Genomic DNA, 13,742 nt, shown 5'->3' on the forward strand with positions numbered 1-13,742 from the left:
GCTACGGACAGCCGAACGGCCGGGTCGCCGCGCCCTGGTACAGGTCGCAGACCGGGACGCGCGCGCCCGAGGCGTGGCAGTCCGTGCACGCCGAGATCGCCTGCGCCCGCGGCGCCACCTCGTGGTTCACGTTCATGAACATCTCGGTGTCGCTCCAGCGCCAATCCACGCCGCGGACGAGCGCGCGGAAGAGGCGCACCGGCTGCGTCGAGACCACCGGGGCGGCCGGGCTCGGCAGCGCCGCCTCGTGCCAGCGGAGCGTGTTCGCGTCCACCGCGGTGACCGCCTTGATGCCGGGCGCAAAGCCGGCGTCGGGCGTCATCACGTTGTACGTGCCGGAGGCGAGCCCGTGCCCCGGCGCGTCGAGCGTCACGTCGCCGGCGGCGTCGCGCGTCGCGTGGCCGGCGGCCACGGTGACGAGCACAGGGACCTGCCCCGCGGTGGCCGCGCCGAACGAGACCACGTCGTTCCACATGGCATCGAGGAACGCCGCGTAGGTGGCGTGGTCGCCGTACCTCGGCCCGGTCGGCGCGGCCGAGGTGGCCGGGACGACCGGGATCGACGCGCCCGCGGCGGTCGGATCCGGCTTCGTGCCCCACAGCGACCAGGCGCCGAACACGTGCGGCACGATGGCGAACGCGCCGTCGATCATCACCGGCTGCCGCCCCTGCATGTGCTTGAACGGGGTGATGCGCGCGCCGGCGTCGCCCAGCCGGGCGGCGGGCTCGGACAGCGCGATGGGCGCGCCGGCCGCCAGCCCATCGGCGGGATCGAACGAGGCCAGGGCGCCCGCGACGGTGGTGTGACGGGCGGTGCCGTCGTACCAGCGGTACGCCGGCTTCACGCCCTTCTCCATCACGAACACGCCCTTCTGCCAGTTGTAGTCCACCTCCACCCCGTCGATGACGGCCCTGGACGTGCCGAACGCCGGGCTGGCCGGGTCGGTGACGCACGCGTCCACGATCGCCTGCGGCGCGCCGGGGTACTTGCAGTCCTTGTAGCCGGCCTGCGCCCAGTTCCAGTTCGTCTTGGTGGCGAGCTGCCGCGAGAACGCGGGCACGTGGCAGGTCTGGCAGGCGACCGCGGCGAGGTGCTTCGCGGTGTGGATGGGCGCGGTCGGCGCGTGGCAGTCGGCGCAGGCGAGCGGCGCCTCCTCCACCATGGCGACCGAGAGGCCGGTGCCCTTCATGCGGTCGTGGCGGAAGGCGTCGCCGGCGTGGCAGTCCACGCACAGCGTGGGCGCGCCGGCGTTCGCCGAGCCCATGTGCACGTCCACCTCCGGGCCGGCCGGCGCCGCCAGCGAAGAGGCGAGGTCGCCCATCTTCACGTTGTCACCGCCGCCTGCGTAGAAGTGGCACTTGCCGCAGTTGTCGCGGCCGGGGCGCCGCACCGAGCGCGCGGCCTGGAGCAGGACGTCGGAGAGCTTCGCGGCGTACTCCGGCGAGCCAGGCGCGACGCAGGCCGGCCCGGCCTCGAGCGGGAGGCACACCTGCGTGCCGGTGCAGGCGGGGCTGCAGCCGGAGACGGGCTTCACGTCGGCGACGCCGAAGTTCTTCTGCGCCTTCACGTACCCCGTGCCCAGGTCGGCGTGGCAGACCAGGCAGTCCACGCGGCCGGCATCGGGCGCGAGCTGGTAGGCGAGCTTCTTCTGCGCCGGGTCGCCGTAGCCGGCGTGGCACTCGCCGCAGCGCCCCTCGTTGCTGGGCACCGCCACGCAGAAGTCGTTGATGAGCCCCTTCTTGCCGACGGTCCCGTCGTCCACCGGGTTGCCCGCGGCGTCGCGGAGCCCGGGGGTCGGGCCGGCCCAGCGGAAGTGCGCCGAGGCCAGCATCTCCTGGCCGGCGCCGGCGTGGCAGGTGAGGCACTCGGCGGTCACCTCCTCGCCCTTCGTGAACGGGCCGGTGAGCCAGGCCGCGTGGATGTTCGTGACCTCGCAGCGCAGCGCGGTGGCGTTCCAGGCCTGGCCCGGGCCGCAGAGGGAGGCGGTCGCCTCGCAGCGCTGCGCCCCCGCGTTCCACGCCTGCCCGGCGCCGCACACGCCCACGCAGGCGGCGGTGCCGCCCGCCGCGAGGCACACCTGATCCTGCGCGCAGCCGCCGGCGCAGGCGCTGGAGAGGAGCGGCACGCAGGTCGCGGACGCGCCGGCGCCCTGGCACACCGTGCCCGCGCCGCAGGCGGGGCTGCAGGCCTCCACCGCGACACAGGCGCCGCCCACGCAGGCGGCGCCCTCGCCGCAGAAGTCCTGGCACTTCTTGTCCTCGGTCGACGAGCAGCCGGCCAGCCCGGCGGCCGCGACGAGCGCGGCGACGGCGAGGCCGTGGATCATTCGGATCAAGACGTTCTCCTCGGAACGGGGTTCACCGCAGGTGGCGGCGCGCCGCGCGCCCGCAGGCGGCGGCGCCGGCCGTTGAGCAACGCGCGTGCCCCACCGTGTCGCCGCGCGGCGCCCTGCGCGGTTCCGTCCCCGTCCCGAGCCATCCCGGGCAGATGGCGCCGCCGATCCCCGCGCGGCCTCCGTCCGGACGTTCACGCGTGAACGTTCGCCGTCTCGTTCACGCCGGCGCCGGTGAACGCCTGGCCGCGGCGCCCGGGCCGCGGCCCGGAAGCCCTCGGAAACCGGCCATGCGGCGATCCGCCGCAGCGCCGCGCGGAACCTTCGCCAGGGCGTGCGGCTCCGATCCGGCGTTCACGTGAACGCCGGAGGAGACGTGCCCCCGCCCAGCGCCGCCCCCCTCCCGTTCCTCGGCCTCGGCAGCGAGGACGCGCTCCGCGCCGTCGCCGACGCGCTCCCGGACGGCCTGTTCACCACCGACGCCGCGGGGCGCATCACGTTCTGGAACCGCGCCGCGGCGCGGATCACCGGGTGGTCCTCCGGCGACGCGGTCGGGCGCGACTGCTCGCTGCTCGCCGGCGACCCGGTGCATGGCTGTGCGTGCGGCGCCGGGCCCATCCGCTGCGGCATGGCCGAGCGCGAGCGCACCTCCAAGACCTGCTCGGTGCGCACGCGCGACGACCGCCTGCTGGTGATCGTGAAGAGCGCCGTGCCCCTGCTCGCGCCCGACGGCACCGCGGTCGGGGCGCTCGAGTCCTTCAGCCCGGTGGACCCGGTGCCCGGCGGGCGGCGGCAGGACGCGTGCGCGCGGCCCCAGGCGTCCGGCCTGCTCGGCCGCGGGCCGGCCATGGAGGAGCTGCGCCGGATGATCGCGCTGGTGGCGCGCTCCGACGCCACGGTGATGCTGCACGGCGAGAGCGGCTCCGGCAAGGAGCGCGTCGCCGAGGCCATCCACGCCGGCAGCGCGCGGGCGGCGGGCCCGTTCGTGCGCGTGAACTGCTCCGCGCTGAACGAGAACCTGCTGGAGAGCGAGCTGTTCGGGCACGTGCGCGGCGCGTTCACCGGCGCCCTGCGCGATCGGCGCGGGCGCTTCCAGGACGCGGACGGCGGCACCTTGCTGCTGGACGAGATCGGCGACATCTCGCCGGTGGTGCAGGTGAAGCTGCTGCGGGTCATCGAGCAGCGCCAGATCGAGCGCGTGGGCGACTCCGCGCCGGTCCCGGTGGACGTGCGCATCGTGTGCGCCACCCACCGCGACCTGCGCGCGCTGGTCGACGCGGGTCGGTTCCGCGCGGACCTGTACTTCCGCCTGGCGGTGTTCCCGCTGCGCGTCCCCCCGCTGCGCGAGCACGTCGAGGACCTCCCCGAGATCGCCACCGCGTTCCTGGAGCGCCACGCGCCGGCCCCCGGGGGGCGGCCGCGCGCCCTCTCCGCCGCCGCGATCGCGGCGCTGTCCGCCTGCACCTGGCCCGGCAACGTGCGCGAGCTCCAGAACGTGCTCGAGTTCGCGGCGCTGCAGGCGGGGGACGGTGACCTCGGGATCGAGCACCTCCCCGCCGAGCTGCGCGGCGCCTGCGCCCCGCTGCCCCGCCGCCCGGGTGCGATGCCGGGGCCGGAGGAGATCCGGTCCGCGCTGGAGGCCTGCGGCGGGCGCCGGGCCGAGGCCGCGCGGCGGCTCGGCATCTCGCGGGGTACCCTCTGGAAGCGGATGCGGGCGCTCGCGCCGGGCTCGTCCGATCCGGGCTAGGCCGCCGCGGTCCCTCCGGCATCCGCCGCCTGCTGGCGGGCAAGTGCCCGATCTCGCACGGCGCCAGGCCATGCGTCATGCGCCGGATGGCGCGTCCGCGCGCGCCCTCCCATCGTGACCATCGCCCCGGGCCGGTCCGGGCTGCGCGATGGAGGTTCACCATGCGGAAGATTGCGATCGCGTTGGGGACGTGGGTGCTGCTGCTGCTCGGGGGGCGTGCGCTCGGCGCCGAGCCCTCCCCCACGCAGGCGAACCTCCAGGCGGCGCACCAGCGCGATCTGGATGCGCACGCGCGGTACCAGGCCTTCGCCCTCGCCGCGGACCGCGAGGGCTACCCGGGCGCGGCGGCGCTGTTCCGGGCGGCGGCGCGGTCCGAGCAGATCCGGGCGGAGCAGCACGCCGCGGCGCTCCGTCGCCTGGGCGGGTCGGTGACGACGGCCGCGGCGGTGGTGGGGACGGTGCGCGACACCCCGTTCAACCTGCGGGCGATGCTGTCGCACGAGAGCGCGGAACGGTTCGGCTCCTACCCGCGCGCGGTCCGGCAGGCCCGTCGCGAGGAGCTGGCGGAGGCGGCGCTCGGCTTCACGCTCGCGCACGCGGTCGAGCGGGAGCTGGTCGCGCTCTATCAGGACGCGGTGGGGCGACTGGACGCCCTCCGCACGCCGGGCGAGCCGTTCCACGTCTGCCGCACGTGCGGGCACGTGGCGCGCGGCGCCCGGCCGCCGGAGACGTGCCCGGTGTCGCTCTCGCCCGCCGAGGCGTTCGAGCGCGTCCCGTAGCGCACGCCCGGGGGCCTCAGGCGGCGAGCGGCACCAGCGGCGGCTGGAGGTCGCCGGGATCCACCCCGACGAGCTCGCCCGCCTCCTCCGGCGTGAGGAACCGCTCCGCGACGAGCATGCGCCCTGCGAGGGCCCGGGCGGCGCGCGCCCGGCGCGCATCGCGCACCAGCAGCGACGCGTGCAGCGCGCGGCGGGCGTCCGGGGGGATGGAGCTTTCGACCAGCAACATGGGAACGAGGGACCAGGTGTTCATCGGCACCCCTGGTCCTTAATTCGATGCCGGTCGATTTTCAGGGGAAAGCGGGCGGCGCGCCGAGGGGCCCCCGGCAGCGGGAGGGAATCAGCCGCCGCGCGCCCGCGATTCCGCGAGCTTGCGCGGGGGCGGGGGCGCGAGGGTGCGGGCCCGCAGCGCCTCCAGGTACGCCTCCATCACGTCGCGCCGGAGCCGGAAGTACGCGAAGTGCCCCTCCCGGCGCCGCTCCAGGAGCTGCGCGGCCACCAGCTCCTTCAGGTGGTGCGAGACGGTGGACTGGCACAGGGCGACGCCCTCCACCAGCTGGGAACAGGCCACCTCTCCCTCGGCCGCGGCGCGGCGCAGGATCTCGCAGCGCTGCGGGTCGGCGAGCGCCCGCGCGATGGTGCAGAACTCGTCGTCGGTGAGCTGGACGGGCATGGGCGCTCCTGGCGGGCCTTCGATAGCCGTCGATGCGCGCCGCGTCAAGCCCGGGCGCGTCCGGCCGGGGCGGGCCGGCTCTTCGGCTCCTCCCGCGCCGCCAGGATCCGGGGGAGGCTGTCCTCGATCCAGTCCGTCAGCGCCTCCACGTGCCCGGCCACCTCGCGGCCGAGCGAGGTCAGGCTGTAGTCGACGCGCGGCGGGATGACGGGGTGGACCTCCCTCCGCACGAAGCCGTCGTGCTCCAGGGCCTGGAGCGTCTGCGAGAGCATCTTCTCGCTCACCCCGGCGACCTTGCGGCGCAGCGCGCTGAACCGGTGCGTGCCCTCGAGGAGCGAGACGAGGACGAGCACGCCCCACCGGCTGGTCACGTGATCGAGCACGCCGCGCGACGGGCAGGCGGGCGCGTGCAGATCTCCCCGTCCCGCCTGCGATCGCAGCGCCTCGGCCAGCCGTCCGCCCCTGCCCGTCCTCGCCATGCCAGTAGCTTACTCGAAAGTACGTACTTCCCACAAGTTAGTACGGGCCCTACGGTAAGCATTCCCCCACACCCCGGGCGCCCCGCGCCCGCAGGAGAGAATCCCGTGATCGCCATCACCGCCGCCTCCGGAAAGCTCGGCCACCAGGCCGTCGAGGCCCTGCTGAAGCGCGTCCCCGCCGCAACGCTGGTGGCGCTGGTCCGCCACCCTGCGCGGGCGGCCGATCTCGCCGCCCTCGGGCTCCAGGTTCGCGAGGGCGACTACGACCGGCCGGCCACGCTCGACACGGCGCTCGCGGGCGTGGAGAAGCTGCTCTTCATCTCCGGCAGCGAGGTCGGCCGGCGCGTGCCGCAGCACCAGGCGGTCGTCGACGCCGCCCGGCGCGCGGGGGTCGGGCTGGTGGCGTACACCAGCATCCTGCACGCGGACACCTCCGGCGTGATGCTCGCCGTCGAGCACCGCGAGACCGAGGCCATGCTCCGCGCCTCCGGCGTGCCGCACGTGCTGCTCCGGAACGGCTGGTACCTCGAGAACTACACCGAGCACCTGGGGCCGGCCCTCGCGCACGGCGCCATCGCCGGGGCGGCCCGCGACGGCCGGATCGCCGGCGCCGCGCGCGCCGACTACGCGGAGGCCGCGGCCGCCGTGCTGACCGGCGAGGGCCACGAGGGCCGCGCGTACGAGCTGGCGGGCACGCCCTTCACGATGGCCGACCTCGCGGCGGAGGTCTCGCGCCAGGCCGGCAAGCCGGTCGCCTACCGCGACCTCCCACCCGCGGACTACCGCGCGGTGCTGGTCGGCGCGGGCATCCCGGGACCGTACGCCGACGCGCTGGTGGACGCGGACCTGGGCGTCGCCCGGGGCGAGCTCGACGACGCGAGCGGCGACCTGGAGCGGCTCATCGGGCGACCCAGCACGCCGCTCGCGACCGCGGTGGCGGCGGCGCTCGCCGCGCTCGGCGCGCGGCCACGCGCCTGACCTAGGTCCAGGCGAGGGTGGCGCGCCGGGCCCAGTAGCGCGCCGGCGGCTCGACCAGCGCGGCGAGCCGCTCCTGGTCCTCGGCGCGCGGCTGCAGCTCGAGCGCGCGCAGGTTGGAGCGGAGCTGGTCCACGGTGGCGGCGCCCAGCAGCACCAGGTCCGCCCAGGGGCGGGCCAGCGCCGCCGCGAGGGCGAGCGCGTCGGGCGTGGTGCCGGCCTCGCGGGCCACGCGCGCGAGCGGCCCGTCGGACCCGACGTCGCCGCGCGGCCCGAGCCGCCCGTTCGCGAGCGGCTCCTTCACGATCACCAGCCGGCCCGACGCGTGCGCCTCGCCGAGCACCGCCTCGCAGGAGCGCTCGAGCAGGTTCCAGGTGCCCTGCACCGCGGTGAACAGCGGCCGCCCCCCGCGCTCGATCCCGAGCGCGCGCGCGGCCGCCTCGGCCTGCCCCGGCCCGCTCACGGTGACCCCGAGGCGCAGCCCGCCGTCGCGCAGCCGGGTCAGCTCGTCCAGCACCGCGCCGTCGCCGAGCACCGGGCCATCCGCGGTCACCGAGTGGATCTGGTACAGCGAGAGCAGCGGGCCGAGCGCCTCGACCGACTCGGCGTGCTGCCGCCGCAGCGCCTCCAGCGAGTGGTCCTTCACCTCGTGCTTCTCGGCGTCCACGCGCCAGCCGCCCACGTAGCGGTAGCCCCACTTCGACGAGACGGTGAGGTCGCCGGGACCGAGGCCGCGGGCGTCCGCCCAGGCGCGCAGGAAGGCCTCGCCCGCGCCGTAGGAGCGGGCCGCGTCGAAGTGGCGGATCCCGGCGTCGTGCGCGGCGTCGAGCACCGCGTGCGCGTGCCGGCGGAGCTGCTCGGGCGAGCGGCCCTCGGGGAAGTCGGCGCCGTGTCCGATGGTGTGGTAGGCGGGGCGGCCCAGCGCGGCCATCCCCAGCCCGAGCCGGCGGACGGCGGGCGCCGTCCGCGGGGGTTGCGGGATCTCCATGCCGTATCCTTCTAGCAGGGATCCCGCCCCCCGTCCGCCAAAGCGGACGACGTCACTTCGCGAGCTTCGCGATGAGCGCGTTCGCCTCGGCGGGCGCGCGCTTGCACTCGAGCAGCGCGGTGAGCATCAGCGGCGCCACGATCGTCGCGTCGGACTCCACCACGTACATGGGCGTGTCCTGGGTGAGCTTGTCCCAGGTGATCTTCTCGTTGGGCGTCGCGCCCGAGTACGAGCCGTAGGACGTCGTCGAGTCCGAGATCTGGCAGAAGTAGGCCCAGGGCTTCACCGGCTCGCCCAGGTCGTACTTGATCGACGGCACCACGCAGATGGGGAAGTCGCCGGCGATGCCGCCGCCGATCTGGAAGAACCCGACGCCCTTGCCGGCCGACAGCTCCTTGTACTGGTCGTAGAACGCGGCCATGTACTCGATGCCGGACTTCACGATGGACGGGCTGCACTCGCCGGTCTTCACGTGCGAGGCGAAGATGTTGCCGAACGTGGAGTCCTCGTGGCCGGGGACCACGATGGGCAGCTTCGCCCGCGCGGCGGCGAGCAGCCAGCAGGCCTCGGGGTCGCCCTCGTAGAGGTCGGTCCCGATCGACTGGATCAGCTCGTAGAAGTACTCGTGCCAGAAGCGGCGCTCGCCCTTCTCGGTGGCGCGCGTCCACATCGGGACGATGAACTTCTCCACCGCGCGGAACGCCTCGTCCTCCGGGATGCTGGTGTCGGTCACCCGGCGCATCCGGTCCTCGAGGATGCGGGTATCGTCCGCCTTGGTGAGGTAGCGGTAGTCGGGGAAGTCCTTGTAGCTGTGGTGCGCGACAAGCCGGAACAGCGACTCCTCCAGGTTCGCGCCGGTGACGGAGAACCCGTGGATGAGCCCAGCCCGGATGGCGGGCGCCAGCGTGAGCCCGAGCTGCGCCGACGACATGGCGCCGGCGACGGCCCAGAACATCTTCCCGCCCGCCTCCACGTGCCGCCAGTAGGCGACGAGCGCGTCGCGGGTCTGGCGCGCGTTGAAGTTCTTGTAGTTCGTGAGGACGAACTCGAGGACGGGCAGCTCGGTCTTCGGCATCTCGGCACCTTTCCGTCGCGCCGTCGAGGCGCGCGCACTGCGATCCGGGCGCTCGTACCCGACTGCGCCCCGCCGATCAAGCCCGGCGTTTCGCGGGGGCCCGACGGGCGGGCGGCGAGGCGGTTCCCCGGCGCGCCCGGGGAGCGTATCGTCTCGGTCTCCCCCGAGGTGAACCGTGACGCTGCTGCGCCGCGCCGCCCCGCCCCCGCCCCGCCCCGCCCTCCTCGCCGCGGCCGCGCTGCTGGCGCTCGCGACGCGTGCCGCCGCCGGCCCCGCGGCACCGCCCGGCCCTTCCCGCGCGCCCGCGCCCGGCGCCGGCGAGGAGCCGCCGCCGCTGCTGCAGCTCCCCGCCGACGTGCGCCCGGTCCGCTACGCGCTCGACCTGGAGATCCTGCCCGAGCGCGAGGACGGGATCCGCGGGCGCGCCGACGTGGCGGTGGTGCTGGAGCGGCCGCTCGCCCGGATCTGGCTCCACGCGCGCGACCTCGCCGTCTCGGAGGTCACCGTGGAGGCCGCCGGCGGCGCCCGCGTTCCCGGACGGCTGACGCAGGTGCACCCCTCGGGCGTCGCACGGCTCGACCTGCCGCGGGCGGTCGGGCCCGGGCCGGCCACCATCCGCATGGCCTGGTCGGCGCGCTGGGGCCCGGCCGGCGCCGGCGCGTTCCGGGCGCGGGAGGGGGGCGACCTCTACGCCTCCACGCAGTTCGAGGCGGTCGACGCCCGCCGCGCCTTCCCGTGCTTCGACGAGCCCCGGTTCAAGACGCCGTTCGAGGTGACGCTCACGGTTCCGGCCGGGCTGGTCGCGATCTCGAACGCCCCGGAGCGCGGCAGCGAGCCCGCCGCGGGCGGCCTCCGCCGCGTCCGCTTCTCGGCCACGCGCCCGATCCCCACCTATCTGGTGTTCTGGACGGTCGGGCCGTACGACGTGGTGGACGCGCCGGCGCCGCCGAACGAGATCCGCCCGACGCCGCTGCCGGTGCGGTACGTCGTGCCGCGCGGCCGCGCCGCCGACGCGGCGTTCGCGCGCGAGGCCGGGCCGGCGCTGCTCGCCGAGCTGGAGCGGTGGTTCGGGACGCCGTTCCCCTATCCGAAGCTCGACCACGTCGTGGTCCCCGGGTTCCCGCTCGCCATGGAGAACCCGGGCGCGATCTCCTACGTGGAGTCCGCGCTCCTGTTCGACCCGCGCCGCCAGGCGCCCGACGAGCGCCGGTGGATCGCGGACACCATGGCGCACGAGATGTCGCACCACTGGTTCGGCGACCTCGTCACCCTGCCCTGGTGGACCGAGATCTGGCTGAACGAGTCCTTCGCGCAGTGGATGGGGACGCGCGCGGTCCAGCGCTGGCAGCCGACCTGGGGCGCGGACGTGGCCGGGGTCGCCGGCACCACGCGGGCGATGCGCCAGGACGAGCTCGCGGCCACGCGCGCCATCCTGAAGCCGCTCGCGCGCATCGAGGAGGTGGAGGGGCAGTTCGACGCCATGAGCTACCAGAAGGGCGCGGCGCTCCTCGGCATGATCGAGCGCTGGGTGGGCGAGGCGCCGTTCCGGGACGGCGTCCGCCGCTACCTCGCGGCCCACGTGGACGGGACCGGCTCCACCGACGCGATGCTCGCCGAGATCTCCGCCGCGGCCGGCCGCGACGTCGCCGCGCCGTTCCGGACCTTCCTCTCGCAGCCGGGGGTGCCGCGGGTGGAGGCGGCGGTCGACTGCGGAGGAGGGACCGCGCGCGTCCGGCTCCGCCAGGCGCGGGCGCTTCCGCGCGGCTCCGCGGCGGCGCCGGGCGGCGCCTGGAGGATCCCGGTCTGCCTGCGCTACGAGGCGGCCGGCGCGGTGCGCGAGCGCTGCACGCTGCTGGAGCACGCCGAGGGAACGCTGGCGCTCCCCGAGGGCTGCCCGGCGTGGCTCATGCCCGACGCCGGCGCGGCGGGCTACTACGCCTGGGCGCTCGCGCCCGCCGACCTGGCCCGGCTGCGCGCGCGCGGGCTCGCTCGGCTCTCCACGCTGGAGCGGCTCTCGTTCGCGCGCGCCGTCGCCGCCTCGGAGCGCGCGGGCGCGCTGCCCTACGCCGACGCGATGGACGCGCTCACCGCGCTGGCGCGGGACCCACGGCCCGAGGTCGCCGCCGAGCCCATCGAGGCGCTCGAGCACGCCCACGACTGGCTGGTGCCGGCGGCGGGCCGGCCTGCGGTGGAGGTCGTGGCGCGGCGGCTCTACCGGCCGGTGCTGGCCAGGCTCGGGTGGTCCGCGCGGCCCGCCGAGTCGAGCGCCGTCCGCGACCTGCGCGCCCGCGTGGTGCGCCTGCTCGCGCTCGCCGGCCGCGACCCGGCCGTGCGCCGCGAGGCGGCGCGGCGCGGCGCGGCGTACGCCGGGGTGGCCGACGGGAAGCTGCACCCGGAGGCGCTGGACCCCGAGCTCGCCCCCATCGCGCTCGCGGTCGCGGTGCAGGAGCGCGGGCGGCCGATGTTCGAGGCCGTCCTCGCGCGCGCCCGGGCCGCCCCGGATCTCGCGACCCGCGAGCGGCTGCTCCCGGCGCTCGCCGCGGCGGACGATCCCGACCTCGCGCGCCGCTTCGCGGCGGTGCTCGCGGGCGACGACCTCCCGCTGCTCGAGCGGGTCGACGCCGTGCTGGACCCGCACGCGGTGCGCAGCGATCCCGCGTTCGTCGCCCGGCGGCTGGCGCTCCTCGAGGAGAACGTCGACGCGTGGGCGGCGGAGCTGCCGCCGTTCATGGCCGCCGGCCTCCCCGGGGCCGCGCGCGGGGCCTGCTCGGGCGGCGACGCGGCGCGGGTCGAGGCGCTGTTCGCGCGCCGCGCGGCGGCGCTGCCCGGCGTCGAGCCGATGGTGGCGAGGGCGGTGGAGCGGATCCGGCTGTGCGCCGCCGGCCGCGAGGCCGACGCGGGGCCGGCGTCGGCGTGGTTCGCCCGCGCGGCCCGGCGCGTTGCGCCCCCGCCCGCCGGCGCGGCCGCGCGCTAGCCGTCGCCCCGCCCGCGGCGGGCGCCCGCCCCCGCGGCGCCTGCCCTGGTGGGTGTCCCCGCCGAGTTCCCCTGGCCCATGCCGAACGACCGTTCTATTTTCCGGGCATGGGGAAGGGCGCCGAGACGCGCGAGGCCATCCTGCACCGCGCCGTCCAGCTCGCCAGCGAGGTCGGGCTGGAGGGCGTCACCATCGGGCGCCTGGCCGAGGCCATGGACCTCTCCAAGAGCGGCCTGTTCGCGCACTTCCAGTCGAAGGAGGCGCTCCAGGTCGCGACCCTCGAGCACGCGGGCGCGCTGTTCGTCGAGGCCGTGGTCCGGCCGGCGATGGCCGAGCCGCGGGGGGCGCCGCGGATCCGGGCCCTCGTCGAGCGGTGGCTGCGCTGGCCGGAGCTGGTCCCGCAGCCCGGGGGATGCGTCTTCGTGCAGGCCGCGGTGGAGCTCGACGATCGCCCCGGCCCGGCGCGCGAGCTGCTGGTCTCGATGGAGCGCGCGTGGCTCGGGACCCTCGCCCGCGTGGCGCGCGACGCCCGGGACGGCGGCCAGTTCCGGGCGGACGTGGACCCGGACCAGGTCGCGTTCGAGCTCCACGGGATCATGCTGACCACCCACCACGCCTGGCGGCTCCTCGGCGATCGCCACGCCCGGCGCCGCGCCCGCGCCGCGGTGGAGCGGCTGCTGGCGGACTGCCGGCTGCCCGCCTGACCTCGTCCCCTTCCCGCAGCGCCCGAGGTGCCCGTGCCCCGTCCCGAAAATAGTACGAACGTTCGCTCTCCTGCCCGCCGCGCGCTCCGCGCCGGCTTCTCCGCGCTCTCCGAGGTGGCGCCCCGCCTCGCCGCGCGCGCCGCCGGCCGGCTCATCCTGACGCCGCCGCGGCACCGCCCCCCGCCCGCCGAGCGCGAGGCGCTCGCGCGCGCCGAGCCGCTGGCGCTCCCTGGCCGCGACGGTGCGCTGCGCGCCTGGCGCGTCGGGCAGGGCCCGGCGGTGCTCCTGCTGCACGGCTGGGGCGGCCGCGCCGGCCAGCTCCTCCCGATCGCGGAGGCGCTCGCGGCGGCGGGCTGCAGCGCCGTCACCCTGGACGCGCCCGCGCACGGGGCGTCGCCCGGGTGTCTCGCGTCGATGATCCACTTCGCCGAGGCGGCCCGCGCGGCGGCGGCGGCGGTGGGCGCCCGCATGGCGGTGGGCCACTCGCTGGGCGGCTCGGCGGTCGTGCTCGCCATGATCCGCGGGCTGCGCCTCGACACGGCGGTGGCGATCTCGCCGCCGCGCGGGCCGGCCGGCTTCGTGGCCCAGGCGGCCGCCGAGCTGGGCGTCTCCGCCGCGGCGCTCGGGGAGGACATGGAGCGAAGGCTGGGCGTCTCCCCGGACGCGCTCGACCTCCCGCGGCTCGCCCCGCCTGGCGCGGCGCCGCTCCTCGTGATCCACGATCCCGGGGATCGCGAGATCCCGTTCGCGGACGGTGCCGCGCTCGCCGAGGGCTGGCCCACCGCGCGGCTGCTCGCGACGCAGGGCCTGGGCCACCGCCGCATCCTGCGCGACGCTGGCGTGATCGCCGCCGTGGTGGCGCAGGCCCGGCAGTGGCTGCCGCGCTGCGGCGGGTGCGGACGCCTGGCGACGACCGCCGGACCCGAGCCGCGCTGCGCCGGCTGCGCGATGGCGGACGACCTCTGGGACCGCGACGCCCGGTGGGCGGCCTCCTGAGCGGCAGCGGCCGCGGCGCC

At 76.6% G+C, this 13,742-nt stretch carries 12 protein-coding genes; 6 read left to right on the forward strand and 6 right to left on the reverse strand.

Going from position 1 to position 13,742, the window contains the following annotated elements; translation table 11 throughout:
* Position 1 precedes the first annotated feature (1 nt).
* The gene (locus A2CP1_RS16535; protein ID WP_245530052.1) at positions 2-2,326 is read right to left on the reverse strand and encodes a hypothetical protein; all 2,325 of its coding nucleotides are present in this window, start codon (positions 2,324-2,326) and stop codon (positions 2-4) included.
* Between the two features lie 382 nt (positions 2,327-2,708).
* Here A2CP1_RS16535 and A2CP1_RS16540 point away from each other — a divergent pair, with 382 nt between their 5' ends.
* Both A2CP1_RS16540 and A2CP1_RS16545 read left to right on the forward strand, forming a co-directional pair.
* The gene (locus A2CP1_RS16540) at positions 2,709-4,079 is read left to right on the forward strand and encodes a sigma-54 interaction domain-containing protein (RefSeq protein ID WP_015934431.1); all 1,371 of its coding nucleotides are present in this window, start codon (positions 2,709-2,711) and stop codon (positions 4,077-4,079) included.
* 161 nt (positions 4,080-4,240) lie between these two features.
* Positions 4,241-4,858, forward strand: coding sequence for a rubrerythrin family protein (locus tag A2CP1_RS16545; protein WP_015934432.1), 618 nt, complete (start codon positions 4,241-4,243; stop codon positions 4,856-4,858).
* Between the two features lie 16 nt (positions 4,859-4,874).
* Here A2CP1_RS16545 and A2CP1_RS16550 read toward each other — a convergent pair whose 3' ends face one another.
* The 3 genes from A2CP1_RS16550 to A2CP1_RS16560 all read right to left on the reverse strand — a co-directional run bounded on the left by A2CP1_RS16550 (position 4,875) and on the right by A2CP1_RS16560 (position 6,010).
* The gene (locus A2CP1_RS16550) at positions 4,875-5,111 is read right to left on the reverse strand and encodes a hypothetical protein (RefSeq protein WP_015934433.1); all 237 of its coding nucleotides are present in this window, start codon (positions 5,109-5,111) and stop codon (positions 4,875-4,877) included.
* An 87-nt stretch (positions 5,112-5,198) separates the two neighbouring features.
* A complete protein-coding gene (locus A2CP1_RS16555; protein WP_012527189.1) occupies positions 5,199-5,531 on the reverse strand; it encodes an ArsR/SmtB family transcription factor in 333 nt (110 codons plus the stop codon).
* 44 nt (positions 5,532-5,575) lie between these two features.
* Entirely contained in the window at positions 5,576-6,010 is a 435-nt protein-coding gene (locus A2CP1_RS16560; protein WP_015934434.1) for a winged helix-turn-helix transcriptional regulator, read from the reverse strand.
* A 105-nt stretch (positions 6,011-6,115) separates the two neighbouring features.
* Here A2CP1_RS16560 and A2CP1_RS16565 point away from each other — a divergent pair, with 105 nt between their 5' ends.
* The gene (locus A2CP1_RS16565; RefSeq protein ID WP_015934435.1) at positions 6,116-6,988 is read left to right on the forward strand and encodes an SDR family oxidoreductase; all 873 of its coding nucleotides are present in this window, start codon (positions 6,116-6,118) and stop codon (positions 6,986-6,988) included.
* Between the two features lies 1 nt (position 6,989).
* On the opposite strand, the gene A2CP1_RS16570 is transcribed toward A2CP1_RS16565, so the two are convergent.
* Positions 6,990-7,973 carry an aldo/keto reductase gene (locus tag A2CP1_RS16570; protein ID WP_015934436.1) on the reverse strand — a complete coding sequence of 328 codons (984 nt, stop codon included), beginning with the start codon at positions 7,971-7,973 and terminating at the stop codon, positions 6,990-6,992.
* Between the two features lie 52 nt (positions 7,974-8,025).
* Positions 8,026-9,048 (reverse strand): deoxyhypusine synthase family protein, encoded by a 1,023-nt coding sequence (locus A2CP1_RS16575; RefSeq protein WP_015934437.1) that lies wholly within the window; start codon positions 9,046-9,048, stop codon positions 8,026-8,028.
* A gap of 175 nt (positions 9,049-9,223) precedes the next feature.
* Between A2CP1_RS16575 and A2CP1_RS16580 the strand changes: the two genes are divergently transcribed.
* The 3 genes from A2CP1_RS16580 to A2CP1_RS16590 all read left to right on the forward strand — a co-directional run bounded on the left by A2CP1_RS16580 (position 9,224) and on the right by A2CP1_RS16590 (position 13,722).
* Positions 9,224-12,022, forward strand: coding sequence for a M1 family metallopeptidase (locus tag A2CP1_RS16580; RefSeq protein ID WP_015934438.1), 2,799 nt, complete (start codon positions 9,224-9,226; stop codon positions 12,020-12,022).
* Between the two features lie 107 nt (positions 12,023-12,129).
* Positions 12,130-12,726 (forward strand): TetR/AcrR family transcriptional regulator, encoded by a 597-nt coding sequence (locus A2CP1_RS16585; protein WP_015934439.1) that lies wholly within the window; start codon positions 12,130-12,132, stop codon positions 12,724-12,726.
* 114 nt (positions 12,727-12,840) lie between these two features.
* On the forward strand, positions 12,841-13,722 hold the full coding sequence (locus tag A2CP1_RS16590) for an alpha/beta hydrolase (protein ID WP_245529814.1): 882 nt from the start codon (positions 12,841-12,843) through the stop codon (positions 13,720-13,722).
* Positions 13,723-13,742 lie beyond the last annotated feature (20 nt).

This window comes from Anaeromyxobacter dehalogenans 2CP-1 (assembly GCF_000022145.1).
GTDB lineage: Bacteria > Myxococcota > Myxococcia > Myxococcales > Anaeromyxobacteraceae > Anaeromyxobacter > Anaeromyxobacter dehalogenans.